This window comes from Rhodococcus sp. 11-3 (genome assembly GCF_023704055.1).
GTDB lineage: Bacteria > Actinomycetota > Actinomycetes > Mycobacteriales > Mycobacteriaceae > Rhodococcus > Rhodococcus aetherivorans.
Map to the genome: position 1 here is coordinate 3,053,418 of NZ_CP080406.1, position 18,708 is coordinate 3,072,125.

At 73.2% G+C, this 18,708-nt stretch carries 17 protein-coding genes; 13 read left to right on the forward strand and 4 right to left on the reverse strand.

The annotated features are described in order from the left end of the window. Positions 1-245 precede the first annotated feature (245 nt). The 8 genes from KZJ41_RS14540 (at position 246) to KZJ41_RS14575 (ending at position 8,980) form a co-directional block, all read left to right on the forward strand. A complete protein-coding gene (locus KZJ41_RS14540; protein ID WP_006939285.1) occupies positions 246-791 on the forward strand; it encodes a DUF6676 family protein in 546 nt (181 codons plus the stop codon). A gap of 344 nt (positions 792-1,135) precedes the next feature. Continuing rightward, positions 1,136-2,971 carry an NlpC/P60 family protein gene (locus KZJ41_RS14545; protein WP_065922571.1) on the forward strand — a complete coding sequence of 612 codons (1,836 nt, stop codon included), beginning with the start codon at positions 1,136-1,138 and terminating at the stop codon, positions 2,969-2,971. Positions 2,972-3,124: 153 nt separating this feature from the next. After that, entirely contained in the window at positions 3,125-4,285 is a 1,161-nt protein-coding gene (locus tag KZJ41_RS14550) for a MoxR family ATPase (protein WP_006939288.1), read from the forward strand. After that, positions 4,282-5,235, forward strand: coding sequence for a DUF58 domain-containing protein (locus KZJ41_RS14555; RefSeq protein WP_029543665.1), 954 nt, complete (start codon positions 4,282-4,284; stop codon positions 5,233-5,235). Before KZJ41_RS14550 ends, KZJ41_RS14555 begins: the two co-directional genes overlap by 4 nt. Beyond that, positions 5,232-6,212: a VWA domain-containing protein gene (locus tag KZJ41_RS14560; RefSeq protein WP_006939291.1), complete on the forward strand. Its 981-nt coding sequence runs from the start codon at positions 5,232-5,234 to the stop codon at positions 6,210-6,212. Before KZJ41_RS14555 ends, KZJ41_RS14560 begins: the two co-directional genes overlap by 4 nt. Positions 6,213-6,291: 79 nt before the next feature. Then, positions 6,292-7,041, forward strand: a complete 750-nt coding sequence (gene fabG1, locus KZJ41_RS14565) for a 3-oxoacyl-ACP reductase FabG1 (protein ID WP_029543667.1) — start codon at positions 6,292-6,294, stop codon at positions 7,039-7,041. A 52-nt stretch (positions 7,042-7,093) separates the two neighbouring features. Then, positions 7,094-7,906, forward strand: coding sequence for an NADH-dependent enoyl-ACP reductase InhA (gene inhA / locus KZJ41_RS14570; protein WP_006939295.1), 813 nt, complete (start codon positions 7,094-7,096; stop codon positions 7,904-7,906). 9 nt (positions 7,907-7,915) lie between these two features. Continuing rightward, complete coding sequence (locus KZJ41_RS14575; RefSeq protein WP_006939297.1) at positions 7,916-8,980, forward strand: ferrochelatase; 1,065 nt, start codon at positions 7,916-7,918, stop codon at positions 8,978-8,980. An 85-nt stretch (positions 8,981-9,065) separates the two neighbouring features. Here the strand turns inward: KZJ41_RS14575 and KZJ41_RS14580 are convergent, their stop codons facing one another. After that, entirely contained in the window at positions 9,066-9,875 is an 810-nt protein-coding gene (locus KZJ41_RS14580) for a hypothetical protein (RefSeq protein WP_251550938.1), read from the reverse strand. 107 nt (positions 9,876-9,982) lie between these two features. On the opposite strand from KZJ41_RS14580, the gene KZJ41_RS14585 reads away from it, so the two are divergent. From KZJ41_RS14585 to KZJ41_RS14595, 3 genes are all read left to right on the forward strand, one after another. Further along, complete coding sequence (locus KZJ41_RS14585) at positions 9,983-10,804, forward strand: DUF3097 domain-containing protein (protein ID WP_065922569.1); 822 nt, start codon at positions 9,983-9,985, stop codon at positions 10,802-10,804. 62 nt (positions 10,805-10,866) lie between these two features. Continuing rightward, positions 10,867-11,298, forward strand: coding sequence for an NfeD family protein (locus KZJ41_RS14590; protein WP_029543671.1), 432 nt, complete (start codon positions 10,867-10,869; stop codon positions 11,296-11,298). Continuing rightward, a complete protein-coding gene (locus KZJ41_RS14595; RefSeq protein WP_006939305.1) occupies positions 11,299-12,537 on the forward strand; it encodes an SPFH domain-containing protein in 1,239 nt (412 codons plus the stop codon). A 12-nt stretch (positions 12,538-12,549) separates the two neighbouring features. Here KZJ41_RS14595 and KZJ41_RS14600 read toward each other — a convergent pair whose 3' ends face one another. Genes KZJ41_RS14600 through KZJ41_RS14610 form a run of 3 tightly spaced genes read right to left on the reverse strand, consistent with a single transcriptional unit; the run spans position 12,550 to position 14,367 of the window. Continuing rightward, entirely contained in the window at positions 12,550-13,092 is a 543-nt protein-coding gene (locus KZJ41_RS14600; protein WP_006939313.1) for a hypothetical protein, read from the reverse strand. Then, positions 13,089-13,670 (reverse strand): hypothetical protein, encoded by a 582-nt coding sequence (locus KZJ41_RS14605; protein WP_161995982.1) that lies wholly within the window; start codon positions 13,668-13,670, stop codon positions 13,089-13,091. The genes KZJ41_RS14600 and KZJ41_RS14605 overlap by 4 nt, the downstream gene beginning before the upstream one ends. A gap of 31 nt (positions 13,671-13,701) precedes the next feature. After that, complete coding sequence (locus KZJ41_RS14610) at positions 13,702-14,367, reverse strand: TVP38/TMEM64 family protein (RefSeq protein ID WP_170914090.1); 666 nt, start codon at positions 14,365-14,367, stop codon at positions 13,702-13,704. A gap of 224 nt (positions 14,368-14,591) precedes the next feature. Between KZJ41_RS14610 and mutA the strand changes: the two genes are divergently transcribed. Further along, positions 14,592-16,457, forward strand: a complete 1,866-nt coding sequence (gene mutA / locus KZJ41_RS14615; RefSeq protein ID WP_251549241.1) for a methylmalonyl-CoA mutase small subunit — start codon at positions 14,592-14,594, stop codon at positions 16,455-16,457. Further along, positions 16,458-18,704: a methylmalonyl-CoA mutase gene (scpA, locus tag KZJ41_RS14620; RefSeq protein WP_006939328.1), complete on the forward strand. Its 2,247-nt coding sequence runs from the start codon at positions 16,458-16,460 to the stop codon at positions 18,702-18,704. The last annotated feature ends 4 nt before the right edge of the window (positions 18,705-18,708 follow it).

The window sequence follows — 18,708 nt, forward strand, 5'->3', positions numbered from 1 at the left end:
CGTCGATGAGGCTCGCCGCCGACGGGGCTGTGTCGACGGCCGAAGCGAGGCCCCGGAGCCGAGCCGGGCCGCAGAACAGGGCCGGACGGCGTCGGAGGCGTCTCGCGGCAAGTCTAACAGTACGCTTGTCCTGTGAACCGATGGGACACAACCGCCGATCCGGCGTCCGGCCGCCGCCGCGGCGCCGTCGCGTAGGGTACGAACGGCGCCGCACGAGCGGCGGCCGTCGAGCCCCACGGAGAGAGATGTCTGCGCCCCTGTCACGTGTCCTGACACCGTCGGCCACCGACCTCCCCCCGGGTGTCTCGCTCGAGCAGGTCCTCGCCGATCTCGCCGACGACCAGGTCTCGGCACCCCCGGACCGCGTCGACGACCTGGTCGCCGTCGTCGAACGCGCGCAACAGCACGGCATCGACCTGAGCATCGTCGTGCTCGACCGCGATCCCCGGCTCGACTCGCAACTGCGCGACCTCGCGACCGACGTCGCCGGCGAGGACGGCGGCACCGTGCTCGTGCTGAGCCCCGGCTGGGCCGGCGCCCACAGCGACAGCATCGACCGGGTGCTCCTCGAGTCCGCGCAGGACCGCACCTACACCGGCGATCCGGTCGTCTCGGCGTCCAACTTCGTCGACGCACTCACCGAGCCCGCGCCGCCCTGGACGCTGCTGACGGTGCTGCTGCTGCTCGCGGTCGCGGGCGCGGCGGGGGCGACGTACCTCGCCAAGGCGGTCCGTCGCCGCGGCGACACCGGCGGGGCGGAGACGGTCGCTGCCGACCGGCCCGCCCGCTGACCGGACCGCACCGAGAATTTTCCCGGCCACCACTGTGGCCGTCGTCACAGTTCAGGGCGTTGACACAGGTCGAATTACCCTTCTGTTATTTGTGACTGGAGTTTCCTCGGGGTGCAAAGTGTCGTACGGTGCACTTGGCGCTCTTGGGGAAGGGGTGTCACACATACCCGGAGTCGGGTCGCGGTGCGAACCGTGAGGTGACGCCGGGCTGCCGAGCGATGCAACCGCGGCCTCGTCCGCGGTGGATCGCTGCTGCGGCGACCCCTTTCCAGGTTGCGCTCGGGTGCGTCCCGCCGGCGCGACCGAGGGAGGGCGATGTGAGGCGTAGCGGTATACGGCAGGCGATGTCCCGACAGCCGTCGCGGACGCCCCGAAGACGCCGACTGTCCCGCACGACCCGGCTGGTTCTCGGTCTCGGCCTGGCCGCCTCCCTGATCGCGGGTACCGCCGCGTCCGCCGGCGCGGTACCGTCCCCGCCGCCGAATCCCAGCGATGCCGATCTCGCGGCCGCCGGGGTGGCCGTCGCCGCCGGGGTGGACCAGGTGGGCAGCCTCATCCTCCGGATCGCCACCGCCGACCAGCAACTCGCCGAACTCGAGAATCAGGTCGCGGTCAAGCGGGAGAACGTCAACCGTGCCCTCGTGGACCTGCAGTCCGCCCGCGACGCCGCCGACGCCGCCGCCCACGCGGTCGCCCTGTCGCAGCAGGCGCTGAAGGACGCGGGCACCCGGATCCGGCAGGCGCAGCAGGACTTCGACGCGTTCGCCCGCGACAGCTACGTCCAGGGCACCAATGTCGCCTCCCTCGCCTCGTTCATCGGCTCCACCGGTCCCGACGACCTGCTCGACCGCGCCCAGATCATGCGCCTGCTCTCCGCGGGCCGCACCGTCGTCCTCGACGCCCTCGAACGCGCCCGCACCGAGCAGGCCAACCGGGACTCGCGGGCGCGGGCCAGCAAGCAGGAGGCGGACGCCGCCGCCGCCGCGGCGGAGGAACGCCGGGCCGCCGCCGAGGCGGCCATCGCCGAGGCGCGCACCGCGCTGGCCGCGCAGACGGCCGAGAAGCAACGCATCGAACAGGACCGCGCGCAGGCGCAGGCCGAACTCGACCGGGCCCGCGGCACCGTCACCGGGCTCGAGGGCCAGCGCGCGCAGTACGCGGAGTGGGATCGGCAGCGGCAGGCCGAGGAGGCCGCGGCGGCCGCGGCCGAGACCGCCGCCCGGCAGGCTGCGGCCGACGCCGCCCGGCGCGTCGCCGCCGACGCCGACGCCCGCGCCCGCGCGGCCGAACTGGCCAACGGGCAGCGGCCCCACACCCAGATCGACGACTACGTGCGGCCCCGGCCGGCGGCCGCCGAATCCGGCGAGTCCGAGGTCGGATTCGAGTCGCCGCTGCCACCCACCTCCGACGCGACCACCACCCGGCCGGGCCGCACCACGCCCGAGCAGGACGAGTCGGGTACCGACGGGTCGGGCACCGACGGATCCGAGGACGGCACCGACGGGTCGGGCACCGACGGATCCGAGGACGGCACCGGCGGGTCGGGCACCGACGGATCCGGGGACGGCACCGACGGATCGGGGGACGGCACCGACGGATCGGGCGAGCCGACGACCGACGGCAGCGGCGAGTCCGACTCGGAGGACTCGACGATCCCCGACCGCGCCGACCCGGTCGAGGAGGAGGGCACCACCACGTCTCCGCCGACCCGCAGCCGGCCCAGGACCACTCCCAAGCCGGGCTCGACCCTCGGCGGCACCGCCGCCGTCGAAACGGTGATCGACCGGGCGATGTCGCAGATCGGGGTGCCCTACGCCTGGGGTGGTGGCGACGAGAACGGTCCGACCCTCGGCATCCGCGACGGCGGCGTCGCCGACAGCTACGGGGACTACAACAAGGTCGGCTTCGACTGCTCCGGGCTGATGATCTACGCATTCGCCGGGATCGGGATCTCGCTGCCGCACTACACCGGCTACCAGTACACCGCGGGCGAGCAGGTGCCGTCGGCCGAGATGCGCCGCGGCGACATGATCTTCTACGGCCCGAACGCCAGCCAGCACGTGGGCCTCTACCTGGGCGACGGGCAGATGATCGAGGCGCCGCAGTCGGGTTCGCACGTGAAGATCTCACCGGTACGCTGGGACGGCATGACCCCGTACGTGGTACGGATGGTGTCCTGAGGCACCGCTTCGGCCCGGCCGGAGGCGGGCTCGCTCGACACCGGTGACCGCGGGCGTCGGCTCGGCGACGGCGGGGGCGTCCGGCACCTGGAATAGTGGTGTGGGTAGGTGACTTCGAGCAGGAACGACCTAGGCGAAAGCGGTGGATTCTTGGTGACCTCACGCGAGGGTGGCACGTCGGGCACGGCAACGTCGGACGCGAAGACCGCCACGGCGGCCGCGGCCGCCCCGGCCGGGGACGCGGCACGCACGTCGGACCAGGCACACGATGTGCGCCTGCTCGAGCAGGCGATCTACGAGGTCAAACGGGTGATCGTCGGTCAGGACCGGCTCGTCGAGCGGATGCTCGTCGGCGTCCTCGCCCGCGGCCACGTGTTGCTCGAAGGTGTTCCCGGCGTGGCCAAGACCCTCGCGGTCGAGACGTTCGCGAAGGTCGTCGGCGGCTCGTTCTCCCGCGTGCAGTTCACCCCGGACCTGGTGCCGACCGACCTCGTCGGCACCCGCATCTACCGGCAGGGCCGCGAGGCGTTCGACACCGAACTCGGGCCCGTCGTGGCGAACTTCGTGCTCGCCGACGAGATCAACCGGGCCCCGGCGAAGGTACAGTCCGCGTTGCTCGAGGTGATGGCCGAACGGCACGTCACGATCGGTGGCAGGACCTTCCCCATGCCCGACCCGTTCCTGGTGATGGCCACCCAGAACCCGATCGAGAACGAGGGCGTGTATCCGCTGCCGGAGGCCCAGCGCGACCGGTTCCTGTTCAAGGTCCTCGTCGACTACCCCACGGTCGAGGAGGAACGCGAGATCGTCTACCGCATGGGGGTGGCCGCACCCGAACCCAAGCAGGTCCTCGACAGCGACGAGCTGATCCGCCTGCAGCAGGTCGCCAACCGCGTGTTCGTCCACCACGCCCTCGTCGACTACGTGGTGCGCGTCATCTTCGCCACCCGCGCCCCCGGCGAGATCGGCCTGACCGAGGTCGACGGGTGGATCGCCTACGGGGCCTCCCCGCGGGCGACCCTCGGCATCATCTCCGCCGCGCGCGCCCTGGCGCTGCTGCGCGGTCGCGACTACGTCGTGCCGCAGGACGTCGTCGACATCATCCCGGACGTGCTGCGGCACCGGCTGGTGCTGTCCTACGACGCCCTCGCCGACGACGTCACGCCCGACCAGATCATCGCCCGCATCCTGCAGACCGTCGGCATGCCGCAGGTCGCCCCGCAGGCCAACCCGCCCGCCCCGGTCCCGGTCGGGGCCGCGGCCGCGCCGGCGGCAGGCGTGACCGGGCCGGAGGCGGGTGCGGGGCAGCGGTGAGCCGACGCCCCCCGGTGACCCCGCCGACCTTCCGTTCCGGCGAGCTGCGTGACCCCGCCCTCACGGCGGCGCTGCGGACCCTCGAGCTGACCGTGCGGCGCCGCCTCGACGGGGTGCTGCACGGCGACCACCTCGGGCTCATCCCGGGGCCCGGCTCGGAGCCCGGCGACGCCCGCGAGTACCAGCCCGGCGACGACGTGCGGCAGATGGACTGGTCCGTCACCGCCCGCACCACCCACCCGCACGTGCGGCAGACCGTCGCCGACCGCGAACTCGAGACCTGGTTGGCGATCGACCTCTCGCCCAGCCTCGACTTCGGCACCGGGGTCTGCGAGAAGCGGGACCTCGCCGTGGCCGCCGCCGCCGCGGTCGGCTACCTCGCCGGCGGCGGCGGCAACCGGATCGGTGCCGTCGTGAGCACCGGGGCGCGCACCCACCGCGTGCCCGCCCGCGGCGGCCAGTTGCACACGCAGGCGATGCTCCGCTCGATCGCGACGACCCCGCACGCCCCCGACGGCACCCGCGGGGACCTGCGCGGGCTGATCGAGTCGCTGCGCCGCCCGCAGCGTCGCCGCGGCCTGGCCGTCGTCGTCAGCGACTTCCTCGGCCCCATCGACTGGGAGCGTTCGCTGCGCGCCCTTTCCGGCCGGCACGACCTGCTCGCGGTGGAAGTCCTCGACCGCCGCGACCTCGAACTGCCCGACCTCGGCGACGTCGTGCTGCACGACCCCGAGACCGGGCACACCCGCGAGTTCACCACCAGCGAGCAGTTGCGCGCCGACTACGCCCGGGCCGCCGCCGAGCACCGCGCCGCCGTGCGCAAGGCCGTCCGCGGCTGCGGCGCCCCGCTGCTGAGCCTGCGCACCGACCGCAACTGGATCGACGACGTGGTCCGGTTCGTCGCCGCCCGCCGCCACAGCTTCGGCGCCCCGGTGAAGGGGGGCCGGTGAGCATCTCCGACTTCACCGCGCCGTGGTGGTTGCTGTTCCTGTTCGTCGTCGGGGCCCTCGCCGCCGGATACGTGGCGGTGCAACGCCGCCGGATGCGGCACACGCTGCGGTTCACCAACCTCGAGCTGCTCGAGAAGGTCGCCCCCCAGCGGCCCGGCCGCAGCCGGCACGTCCCGGTCGCGTTGCTGCTGGCCGGGCTGGCGCTGCTCACCGTCGCCGCTGCCGGGCCCACCGCCGAGCAGCGGGTTCCGCGCAACCGCGCCACCGTTGTCCTGGTGATCGACGTGTCGCTGTCGATGCAGGCCACCGACGTCGAGCCCACTCGCCTCGCCGCCGCGCAGGCCGCCGCCAAGTCGTTCGCCGACGACCTGACTCCCGGCATCAACCTCGGCCTGGTGGCGTTCTCCGGCACCGCGTCGGTGCTCGTCTCGCCGACCACCAACCGGGAGGCCACCAAGACCGCGATCGACAACCTGCAGCTGAGCGAGCGCACCGCCACCGGCGAGGCGATCTTCACGGCCCTGCAGTCCGTCGACACCCTCGCCGCGGTGCTCGGCGGCGGCGACCAGGCACCCCCGGCGCGGATCGTGCTGCTCTCGGACGGCAAGCAGACCGTCCCGGAGAGCCCCGACGACCCGCGCGGCGGCTTCACCGCCGCCCGGCAGGCCGCGGACAAGGACGTGCCCGTCTCGACCATCTCCTTCGGCACCGAGTACGGCACCGTCACGATCGAGGACGAGCGCATCCCGGTGCCGGTGGACGACCCGTCCCTGAAGGAGATCGCCAACCTCTCCGGCGGCACCTTCTTCACCGCATCGAACCTGCAGGAACTCGAGGACGCCTACAACACCCTCGAGGAACAGATCGGGTACGAGACCACCCGCGGCGACGCCAGCCGCCCGTGGCTGATCCTTGGTGTCCTCGCCGTCGCCGGGGGTGTCGCCGCCGCCCTGCTGCTGCGCCAACGCCTGCCCTGACCTGCGCCGCGGACCGCGTGCCCGCCGCCGCGGGCGCCTTGTTACCGACCCGTACCGCCACCAGATAGGGTTTGACCCCATGACTGACGCAAGCAGCCCCGCCGGATCGCCGCGCCCCGCGGCCACCCCCCGCTCGGTTCTCGTCACCGGCGGCAATCGCGGCATCGGCCTCGCCGTCGCCCGCCGCCTGCAGGCGGACGGCCACAAGGTCGCCGTCACCCACCGCGGCTCCGGCGCCCCGGACGGACTGTTCGGCGTCCGGTGCGATGTCACCGACAGCGCGTCCGTCGACGCCGCGTTCAAGGAGGTCGAAGAGCACCAGGGTCCCGTCGAGGTCCTGGTCGCGAACGCCGGCATCACCGACGACACGCTGCTGATGCGGATGACCGAGGACCAGTTCGCGAAGGTCATCGACGCCAACCTCACCGGTGCGTTCCGGTGCGCGAAGCGCGCCAACCGCGCGATGCTGCGGGGGCGCTGGGGTCGGATGATCTTCCTCGGCTCGGTCGTCGGCATGGCCGGTCAGGCGGGGCAGATCAACTACGCGTCCTCGAAGGCCGGCGTCATCGGCCTGGCCCGCTCGGTGACCCGCGAACTCGGCTCGCGTTCGATCACGGCGAATGTCGTCGCGCCCGGATTCATCGAGACGGACATGACCGCCGAACTCTCCGACGACGTCCGCGACACCGCGAAGAAGTTCATCCCGCTGCAGCGTCTCGGCAAGCCCGAGGACGTCGCCGCGGTCGTGAGCTTCCTCGCGTCCGACGACTCCGCCTACGTCTCCGGCGCGGTCATCCCCGTCGACGGCGGCCTCGGCATGGGGCACTGACGCCGGCACGCACGCCACCACATCCGAAACTCACTGGAGGACCGACACACTCATGGGCGGACTGCTCGAGGGCAAGACCATTCTCGTCACCGGCATCATCACCGACGCCTCCATCGCCTTCCACACCGCGAAGGTCGCGCAGGAACAGGGCGCGAAGGTCGTCGTCACCGGCTTCGACCGGCTGCGCCTGATCGATCGCATCGCGCAGCGGCTGCCGCAGCCGGTGCCCCCGGCCCTCGAACTCGACGTGCAGAACACCGACCACCTCGACACCCTCGCCGGCCGGGTGCGCGAGCTCGCCCCCGAGGGCCTCGACGGCGTCGTGCACTCCATCGGCTTCGCCCCCCGCTCGTGCCTGGGCAGCCCGTTCCTCGACGCGCCGTGGACCGACGTCGCCGTCGCCCTCGAGGTCTCCGCCTACTCCTACGCCGCGCTCGCCAAGGCCCTGCTGCCCGTCCTCAACGATGGCGCCTCCCTGGTCGGCATGGACTTCGACCCCGCCCGCGCCGTCCCGTTCTACAACTGGATGGGCGTGTCCAAGGCCACCCTCGAGTCCGTCAACCGGTACGTCGCCAAGGAGGTCGGCGGCCGCGGTATCCGCTCCAACCTCGTCGCCGCCGGCCCGATCAAGACCCTCGCCGCCAAGGCCATCGCCGGCGACGCCACCGGCCCCGGCGCCGAGATGAACCGGCTCAACGAGGGCTGGTCCGCGGCGGCCCCGATCGGCTGGGACGTCGATGACCCCACGCCCGTCGCGAAGACCGTGTGCACGGTGCTGTCCGACTGGCTGCCCGGCACCACCGGGTCGATCGTCTACGTCGACGGGGGATTCCATTCCCAGGTCGGCTTCGGTGCCGGCGCCTAGGGTCGAGCCATGACCCGTACCTCCGAGCCGTACGACGCACTGCTGGTGCTCTCGTTCGGCGGTCCGGAAGGGCCGGACGACGTGCGCCCGTTCCTCGAGAATGTCACCCGGGGCCGCGGCGTGCCGCCCGAACGCCTCGACGAGGTCGCCGAGCACTACCTGCACTTCGGGGGTGTCTCACCGATCAACGCCCTCAACCGCGACCTCATCGCGCGCCTCGAGGCGGACTTCGCCGCCGCCGGGCTGGATCTGCCGATCTACTTCGGCAACCGCAACTGGCACCCGATGATCGAGGACACCGTCGCGGCCATGCGCGACGACGGGGTGCGCAACGCGCTGGTGTTCCCCACCTCGGCGTGGGGTGGCTATTCGGGGTGCCGGCAGTACCACGAGGACATCGCCCGCGCCCGCGCCGCCGTCGGCGACGACGCACCCGTGCTGACCAAGCTGCGGCACTTCTACGATCACCCGCTGTTCCTCGACGCCGTCGCCGACGCGGTCGCCGCGGCGCGGGCACAGCTGCCCGCCGACCGCCGCGACGCGGCGCGCCTGGTGTTCACCGCCCACTCGGTGCCCACCGCCGCCGACGCCACCGGCGGCCCACCCGAGCTGGGCGGGCACCTGTACAGCCGGCAGGTCGCCGAGGCGGCCCGCCTGGTCGCCACCGCCGCCGGCAGCGCCGACCACGACCTGGTGTGGCAGTCCCGATCCGGGCCGCCGCAGGTGCCGTGGCTCGAGCCGGACATCGTCGACCACCTCGAGGCCCTGCACGCGCGCGGCGTCGACGCGGTCGTCGTCGTGCCCGTCGGCTTCGTCTCCGACCACCTCGAAGTCGTCTGGGACCTCGACACCGAAGCCCGCGACCGGGCCGCGGAACTTGGCATGGCGTTCGCCCGCGCCGCCACCGCCGGCCCCGACCCGCGGTTCGTGCAGATGGTGCGCGAGCTGGTGCGCGAACACCTCGACGGCGCCGCCCCCGTGCGGCGCGGCACCCAGCCGCTGCTGGGCGTCGGCTGCAACGGCGTGCTGTGCGCACCGGAATGCTGCCGGCCACCAGCCCGGCCCCGCCGCTGACCGGGCGGGCTCAGCCCACCACCCCGGGCTCGGGGTAAGAGAACGAGGACGCCGGGCCTCTCCGAGGCGTGTCCGCGGCATCGGGTCAGGCGTGATGCCCCGCCCGGACCGCGGCCGCCACCGCCCCGAGCCGGGCGGCCCGCACCGCGGCCCACAGCGGACGCAGCGCCTCCTCCCGCGCGGCCTGCCCGCTGGCCGAGGCGGCCCTCGGTTCCACACCGCGGCCGGCGACCGTGAGGATGGCCGCCACCTGATCGGCCGAGTCGAGGATCCGGGCCGCGCGCCCCGGCATCGACTCCGGATACCGGTGCCGCGCATGTTCGGCGACCTCGGCCGCGATCTGCTCCCGGGGGTCGGCGGTGCGGCCGTCCGCGCCGACGGTCAGCACCCGGCCCACCCTCGCCGCGGCGTCCCGCACCGCCTCGCGCATGGCGAACTCGGCCTCCCCGAGGCCGGGCTCGGCGGGCCGCTCGGGCACCGCCGGGACCGCAAACAGCGTCCAGCGCAGCACGTCGGGCCCCTCCACCGAGGGGACGAAGCCGAGACCGGGGGTCCCGGGTGCGCCGGCGAGCACCGCCTCGCCGGCCGCGACCGCGGCGCGCGCCAACTCGGTGCCCGGCGGCAGGCCCCGCACGTCGCCGGGCACGGGCAGCACCAGCCGGATCCCGTCCACACCGGCCGGATCGGCCCGGCGCAGCGCGGACAGCAGCACGGCGGCGCCGTCCACGGGCGAATGCTCGGGCACGGCGGAGAAGTCGGCGGCGGGCTCGTCGCGGGAGACCACCAGATGCATCGGCGCCCAGGCGTGCAGGGCGTCGATGACGTCGTCCGGTGCGGCGTGCCCGGCCAACCAGGAACCGGCCCACACCGTCAGAGTCTGACCGGGTGAACTCACGGTTTCCGAGCATAGGCGCCGTCCCGGCAACGGGGCCACGGCCGGTCGGCGTGCCCTCCCGCCGCTGCGGCCGCGGCGGCCCTAACGTGGCGGGCGTGAGTCCCGACATGTACGGCGGCGACATCTTCGCCGGCCATCCGCGCGCCCGTAAGCCCACGATCCCCGAGGTGCCCGCCGAGAAGGACCTGGTGGTCGAGGACGTCGCGTCCGGTTGGTGCGGTGCGATCGTCGGCATCGAACGCACCTACGACGGCGACTTCGTCCGGCTCGAGGACGCTTCGCGGTGCACCCGGCTGTTCGCGCTGCGCCCCGCCGCGTTCCTCCTCGACGGCCGGCCGGTGACGCTGGTGCGGCCCGCGCCGCGGCCGACGGCGGGCGGCCCCACCCGGTCCGCGTCCGGGTCCACGAAGGTCGAGGGGTTGCGGGCGCGGGTCGCGCGCGGCAGCCGCATCTGGGTGGAGGGCGTGCACGACGCGGCCCTCGTCGAACGCGTGTGGGGGCACGATCTGCGCGTCGAGGGGGTTGTGGTCGAGCAACTCGAGGGCCTGGACAATCTCGGGGAGAGGCTCGCCGGGTTCGCGCCCGGTCCCGGCCGCCGCGTGGGGGTGCTCGCCGACCATCTCGTCGCCGGATCCAAGGAGGAGCGGCTGACCGCGAACCTCGGGCCGCACGTGCTCGTCACCGGGCATCCGTTCGTCGACGTGTGGCAGGCGGTGCGGCCCAAGGCGCTGGGAATCGAGGCGTGGCCGACGATTCCGCGCGGGCAGGACTGGAAGACCGGGGTGTGCCGGGCGCTGGGGTGGGGCAGCCCGCAGGACGGGTGGCGCCGCGTCTACTCGGCGGTGTCGAGCTTCCGGGATCTCGAGGCGCCGCTGATCGGGGCGGTCGAGCGGCTCGTCGACTTCGTCACCGAGCCCACCGGGGACTGACCGCGCCGGGGCCGTGACCTGCGGAGCCACCCGCGATGTCCGATTTGTGGTTGGATGGCGTCGTGTCGGCATTGATATGGCTGATCGCCGGGCTGGTGCTCGCCGCCGCGGAGGCGCTGACGGGTGATTTCGTCCTGTTGATGCTCGGCGGCGCGGCCCTGGCCACCGCCGGGGTGTCCGCCGCGACGGATCTGCCGGTGTGGGCCGACGCGGTGGTGTTCGCGGTGTCGTCGCTGGTGCTGCTGGGCGGGGTGCGGCCGGTGCTGCGCCGGCGCTACGCCCTGCCGCCGGCGAAGGCGACGAACGTGGACGCCCTGCCGGGCAAGCAGGCACTGGTGCTCGAGGAGGTGGCCGCGCACTCCGGGCAGGTGAAGCTGGACGGTGAGGTGTGGACCGCGCGTCCGCTGGACGTCACCGAGGTGTATCCGCCCGGCACGACCGTGACCGTGATGCAGATCGACGGCGCGACGGCCGTCGTGTGGAAGGGGCCGTAGATGGAAGCGCTGATCGTGCTCGCCGTCGTCGTGGCGTTCGTGGCGCTGGTGGTCGTCAAATCGGTGGCGCTGGTGCCGCAGGCCGAGGCCGCGGTGATCGAGCGGCTCGGCCGCTACTACCGGACCGTGTCGGGACAGCTGACGTTCCTGGTGCCGTTCGTCGACCGGATCCGCGCCAAGGTGGACCTGCGCGAGCGGGTGGTCTCGTTCCCGCCGCAGCCGGTGATCACCCAGGACAACCTCACCCTGAGCATCGACACGGTCGTGTACTTCCAGGTGACGAATCCGCAGGCCGCCGTGTACGAGATCAGCAACTACATCGCGGCGGTGGAGCAGCTGACGGTGACCACGCTGCGCAACGTGGTCGGCGGCATGACCCTGGAGGAGACGCTGACCTCCCGCGATTCGATCAACGGGCAGCTGCGCGGCGTGCTCGACGAGGCGACCGGCCGCTGGGGACTGCGCGTGGCCCGGGTGGAGCTCAAGAGCATCGATCCGCCCCCGTCGATCCAGGAGTCGATGGAGAAGCAGATGAAGGCGGACCGGGAGAAGCGGGCGATGATCCTCACCGCCGAGGGGCACCGGGAGTCGGCGATCAAGACCGCCGAGGGCGACAAGCAGTCCCGGATCCTGTCGGCCGAGGGCGCCAAGCAGGCGGCCATCCTCGAGGCGGAGGCCGATCGCCAGTCGCGGATCCTGCGCGCCCAGGGTGACCGCGCCGCGAAGTACCTCGAGGCGCAGGGCCAGGCGAAGGCCATCGAGAAGGTGTTCGCGGCGATCAAGTCCGGTCGGCCGACGCCCGAGTTGCTCGCGTACCAGTACCTGCAGACGCTGCCGCAGATGGCGCAGGGCGACGCGAACAAGGTGTGGATGGTGCCGAGCGATTTCGGGGACGCCCTCAAGGGCTTCGCCCGGCACCTCGGTGCGCCGGGCGAGGACGGGGTGTTCCGGTTCGAGCCGAGCCCGGTCGACGAGAGGCTCCCGCGGCCGGAGGACGACACCGACGAGGTGGCCGACTGGTTCTCCACCGCGCGCGACCCGGAGGTCGCGCAGGCCGTCGCCGCCGCCGAGGCCGTCGCCCGCAAGCCGGTCGATCCGGCGCTGCACAACCCGACCGGCGCCGAACGCCGGGGCGGGGAGCCGGCCGCGTCCCCCGCGACGGCGTTGCCGCCGTCGGAGCCGATCACGGGCGGATGGGTGCAGCCGCAGCCGGGGCAGCGGCACGGCGAACCCCGGTGACCGGAGGGCCGTTCAGGTGAGCAGGCCCCGCCCGACCCCGCACACCGCGATCGCCCACAGCACGCTGGTGAAGGTGCCGATGATGAACTGCTCGGAGGCCTGGGGTTCGCGCAGTTCGGGGTAGCGGGCCAGGCCCTTGACGGCCAGCACGACGGCGATGCCCTCCGGCCAGCCGGACAGGATCGCGGCGGCGACCGCCGCCCGCTCGAGCAGGCCGATCACCCGACCGCCGCGCAGCGGCCCGGGCGGCGGTTCGGGGCCGGCCGGCGACGGCGACGGGGAGGGGGCCGGTCCCGCGTCGGGCTGGCGGCGGGCGATGCGGAACGAGGCCAGCACGGCGGGGGCGCCCCCGGTGACCGCCGCCAGGGTCGTGAGCACCAGGGTCGCGGCGAGGGCGACGCCGTGCACGGCGGGCGTGGCCGTCGCGGTGAGGGCGGCGCCGGCGAGCGCCGCCGTAGCGAGCCCGGCGACGAGCCACACCGGTGCGCCGCGGCGCAGGCTCAGGGCCGGAGCCAGCGCGGCGACGGCGAGCAGAACCAGGGTGACGACGGTCAACGGTCGGCCCTTTCCAGGAGGCGGCGGGCGAGGTCGCGGCCGGCCGGTTCGGCCTGCCAGCCGGCGGCGGCCAGGCGCTGCGACACCGCCTGGGTGCTGATGCCGAGCCGCGCGGCGGCCTCGGCCTGCGTCAGCCCGCCCCGGACGAGGTCGACGGCCTCGTGCCCGGCGTCGGACCGGCGGGTCACCAGCAGCGCCACCAGGGTGAGGGCGGCGTCCGCGTCGGCGGCCGCGGCGGTGTCCGAGCCCTCCACGGCGACCCGCGCGGGGGCGTTCTTGGCGCGGTCGACGGCGCGGCGGGCATGCTCGAACGCCGGTCCCCGGCCGGCGCGGGTCTGCGCCGGCAGGGGCTGCTCGACGGCGCCGGCGCCGATGCCGACGCTCCAGCAGCCGCGGCGGACGAGGTCGAGTGCGAGATCGACGACGACGGCCGGGTCGTCGGCGACGGCCTGGACCTCGTCGCCGGCGGTGCGTTCGAACGGGCGCAGCAGCTCGGCGTCGCGCAGCTCGGTGAGCAGGTCCGCGACCCGGTCGACGTCGCGACGGCTGCCGCGCTGGTCGACGGTCAACACGAACATGACTCAAGGATGCAGACTTGAATATGGAAAATCAAGGTTTCAGACTTGACCGGTCGGGCGCGGGGCGGGGCGCCGGGAGGCGCGACTCGAGCCACAGTCCCGACGCGCCGAGAGCGATGCACACCGCCGAGACCGCCAGCAATGCGGGATCGGTCCGTCCCGTCAGGGCGTCGCCGAGCAGCACCACGCCCACCGTGCCCGGCAGGATGCCGGCGACCGTGCCCAGCGTGTACGGGACCAGCCGCACCGACGAGACCCCGCAGCAGTAGTTGACCACCGCGAACGGCAGCGGCGCGATCAGCCGCAGCGACCCCACCGCGAGCCAGCCCCGGCGGGCCAGCCGCTCGTCGACCGCCTGCGCCGTCGGATGATTCAGGTGGGCCTCGACCACGCCGCGGCCGATCGCGCGCACCAGCAGCAGCGCCAGCACGGCGCTGACGGTCGTGGCGGCGACGGTCACCGCGATCCCGGTGGCCGACCCGAACAGCACCCCGGCGCTGAGGGTGAACACCGTCCGCGGGAACGGGGCCACGGTCACCACCGCGTGGATCAGGAAGAACAGCAGCGGGAAGAGCGGCCCGGCCGACTCGGCCCACGCACGCACCTCGGCGACGGACGGGTGGGGGAGCAGCACCGCGACGACCGCGAGCGCGGCCAGTACGGCGAGGGCACCGAGGATCCGGCGGTCCCGCAGCATCCTCGTCACGAACGGTCACGATACCGGGGCCGGGGGCCGGACGAGCGGTTGCCTCGGCACGCGGTAGATTCCTTAGGCGACGACATTATCGATCGCTAGGGAAACTGTGGTGATCCCCACAATAGGGCCGGCGTGTATGCGGCTAGCATCACATCGGAATCGGTTTAAGGTTTCCCACGGCCGTGTTCGGCGAGCCCGCCCGCTGCGTACGAGAGGACCCTCACGTGTCATTAGCTTCAGAAGCCGAGGACGCTGCGCGCGCCTATGCGCAGTGGCAGGAGGCGGTGGCGGGGGTGCTGGCCAAGTCCCGCCGCGTCGACCCCGCGGAGCTCGGACCGGAACCGCAGCGGCTGCTCGCGACCACCACCTACGACGACGTCGCCGTCGCCCCCCTCTACGGCGTGCGCGACGAGCGTCCCGAGGCGCCGTTGCCCGGCTCCTTCCCGTTCGTCCGCGGCGGTTCCGCGACCCGCGACGTCAACACCGGCTGGCTCGTCAGCGCCCGCTTCGGCGACACCGCCGGTGACGTGAACGAGCGCATCCTCGACGCCCTCGAGAACGGCGTCAGCGCCCTGTGGCTGCGCGTCGGCGCGGACGGCATCGCGATCGCCGACCTGCCCGCCGCGCTCGACAAGGTCCTGTTCGACCTCGCGCCGGTCACCCTCGACGCCGGCGCCGACACCGCCGCCGCGGCGGCCGCCCTCTACGCCCTGCTCGATGCGCGCACCGACGTCGCCGACCGCGGCGCCGTGCGCCTGCACCTCGGTGCCGCGCCGCTGACCAGCGCGTTCTCGGGTCGGGCCGACGTCACCGTGGCCCAGGCCGTCGAACTCGCCCACGCCGCCGCGGACCGCGCCGAGACCGTGCGGGCCCTCACCGTCGACGGCACCGCGTTCCACAACGCCGGGGCCGCCGACGCCGAGGAACTCGGGGCCGCCGTCGCCGCCGGCCTCGAGTACCTGCGCGAGCTGACCGGCAGCCGCCAGTCCGCGGCCCGTGCGCTCGGCCAGATCGAGTTCCGGCTCGCCGCGACCGACGACCAGTTCCAGACCATCGCCAAGTTCCGCGCCGGCCGGCAGCTGTGGGCCCGCATCGCGCAGGTCGTGGGCGCCGCCGAGGCCGGCCACGCCCCCCAGCACGCCGTCACCTCCGCCGCGATGATGACCCAGCGCGACCCCTGGGTGAACATGCTGCGCACCACCCTCGCCGCGTTCGGCGCCGGCATCGGCGGGGCGGACGCGGTCACCGTGCTCCCGTTCGACACCGCCCTGCCGACCGGTGTGCTCGGCGTGTCGGAGGCCTTCTCCGCGCGCATCGCCCGCAACACCCAGCTGCTGCTGCTCGAGGAATCCAACCTCGGCCGCGTCCTCGACCCGGCCGCCGGGTCCTGGTACGTCGAGGAACTCACGGCGCAGATCGCGGCCAAGGCGTGGGAGTTCTTCCAGCAGATCGAGGCGGCCGGCGGCTACCGCACCGCCCTCGACGACGGCCTGATCGGCGAGCGCATCGCCGCCACCCGCGCCCGCCGGGACTCCGACATCGCCCACCGCCGGACCGCGGTGACCGGCGTCAACGAGTTCCCGAACCTCGCCGAGGCCCCGCTGCCCGCGGAGACCGCCGACGCCGGCGCCGATGTCGCCCGGTACGCCGCGGCGTTCGAGGCGCTGCGCAACCGCTCCGACGTCCATCTCGCCGCGCACGGCACCCGGCCCAGGGCGCTGCTCGCCCCGCTCGGCCCGATCGCCGAGCACAACATCCGCACGACGTTCGCCGCGAACCTGCTCGCCTCCGGCGGCATCGAGACGGTCAACCCCGGCCCGCTGTCCGTCGACGACGACAGCATCGCCGCCGCCGTCCGCGACTCGGGCGCCACCGTCGCCGTCGTGTGCGGCACCGACAAGCGCTACGGCGAACAGGCCGCCGCCGCGGTCACCGCGCTCCGCGGCGCCGGGATCGGTACCGTCCTGCTGGCCGGGCCGGAGAGGGCCGTGAGCGAGACCACCGGCGCCGAGCGCCCGGACGGGTTCCTCACCGCCAAGATCGACGCGATCGCCGCGCTGACCGACCTGCTGACCACCCTGGGAGCGTAAGTGAGCATCGAACACGAGATCGGCAGCTTCGCCGACGTCCCGCTGACGGATCCGGCGGCGCCGGCTCCCGCCGCCCCCACCGAGGAGCAGGCCACGGCGCTCGTCGCATCGGTCGCCGCCGCCAACCACTACACGACCGATCAGGTGGTGTGGTCCACGCCCGAGGGCATCGACGTCAAGCCCGTCTACACCAAGGCCGACCGCGACCGGATCGTCGCCGAGGGCTACCCGCTGGGCAGCTACCCGGGCCTCGAGCCGTTCGTGCGCGGCCCGTACCCGACGATGTACGTCAACCAGCCGTGGACCATCCGCCAGTACGCGGGCTTCTCCACCGCCGCCGAGTCCAACGCCTTCTACCGGCGCAACCTCGCGGCCGGGCAGAAGGGCCTGTCGGTGGCGTTCGACCTGGCCACCCACCGCGGCTACGACTCGGATCATCCCCGCGTGCAGGGCGATGTCGGCATGGCCGGCGTCGCGATCGACTCGATCCTCGACATGCGGCAGCTGTTCGACGGCATCGACCTGTCGCAGGTGTCGGTGTCGATGACCATGAACGGCGCCGTCCTGCCGATCCTGGCGCTGTACGTCGTCGCCGCGGAGGAGCAGGGCGTCAAGCCCGAGCAGCTGGCCGGAACCATTCAGAACGACATTCTGAAGGAGTTCATGGTCCGCAACACCTACATCTATCCGCCCAAGCCGTCGATGCGGATCATCTCCGACATCTTCGCCTACACCAGCGCGAACATGCCGCGCTTCAACTCCATCTCGATCTCCGGCTACCACATCCAGGAGGCCGGTGCGACCGCCGACCTCGAGCTGGCCTACACCCTCGCCGACGGCGTCGAGTACCTCCGCGCCGGCCTCGACGCGGGCATGGAGATCGACAAGTTCGCCCCGCGCCTGTCCTTCTTCTGGGCCATCGGGATGAACTTCTACATGGAGATCGCCAAGATGCGGGCCGGCCGTCTGCTGTGGGCCGAGCTCGTCGAGAAGTTCCACCCGAAGTCGGCCAAGTCCAAGTCGCTGCGCACCCACTCGCAGACCTCCGGCTGGTCGCTCACCGCGCAGGACGTGTTCAACAACGTCGCCCGCACCTGCATCGAGGCGATGGCCGCGACCCAGGGCCACACCCAGTCGCTGCACACCAACGCCCTCGACGAGGCGCTGGCACTGCCGACCGACTTCTCCGCCCGCATCGCCCGCAACACCCAGCTGCTGCTGCAGCAGGAATCGGGCACCACCCGGCCGATCGACCCGTGGGGCGGCTCGTACTACCTCGAATGGCTCACCCACGAGCTCGCCAACCGCGCCCGCAAGCACATCGCGGAGGTCGAGGAGGCCGGCGGCATGGCCCAGGCCATCTCCGAGGGCATCCCGAAGCTGCGCATCGAGGAGGCCGCGGCCCGCACCCAGGCGCGGATCGACTCCGGCCGCCAGCCGGTGATCGGCGTCAACAAGTATCAGGTCACCGAGGACCACGAGATCGAGGTCCTCAAGGTCGAGAACTCCCGCGTGCGGGCCGAGCAGATCGCCAAGCTCGAGCAGTTGCGCGCCGACCGTGATCCCGAGGCCGTGCAGGTCGCGCTGGACGCGCTGACCCGCGCCGCCGGCTCGGCCGACGGCGGCCCGGACCACAACCTGCTGGCCCTGGCCATCGACGCGGCCCGCGCCAAGGCCACCGTCGGCGAGATCTCCGACGCCCTCGAGAAGGTGTACGGACGGCACCAGGCCGAGATCCGCACCATCAGCGGGGTCTACCGGGACGAGGCCGGAAAGGCAGGCAACATCAGCACCGCAACCGAACTCGTCGAGAAGTTCGCCGAGGAGGAGGGCCGCCGGCCGCGCATCCTCGTCGCGAAGATGGGGCAGGACGGTCACGACCGCGGGCAGAAGGTGATCGCCACCGCCTTCGCCGACCTCGGCTTCGACGTCGACGTGGGACCGCTGTTCCAGACCCCCGAGGAGGTCGCGAACCAGGCGGCCGACAACGACGTGCACGTCATCGGCGTGTCGTCGTTGGCCGCGGGACACCTGACCCTGGTGCCCGCGCTGCGGGAGGCCCTCGCCGAGGTGGGCCGCCCGGACATCATGATCGTCGTCGGCGGCGTCATCCCGCCCGGCGACTTCGACGAGCTGTACCAGGCCGGGGCCGCGGCGATCTTCCCGCCCGGCACCGTCATCGCGGACGCCGCGGTGGGCCTGCTGCACAAGCTCGCCGACCAGCTCGGTCACGACCTGGGAGCCTGACCCG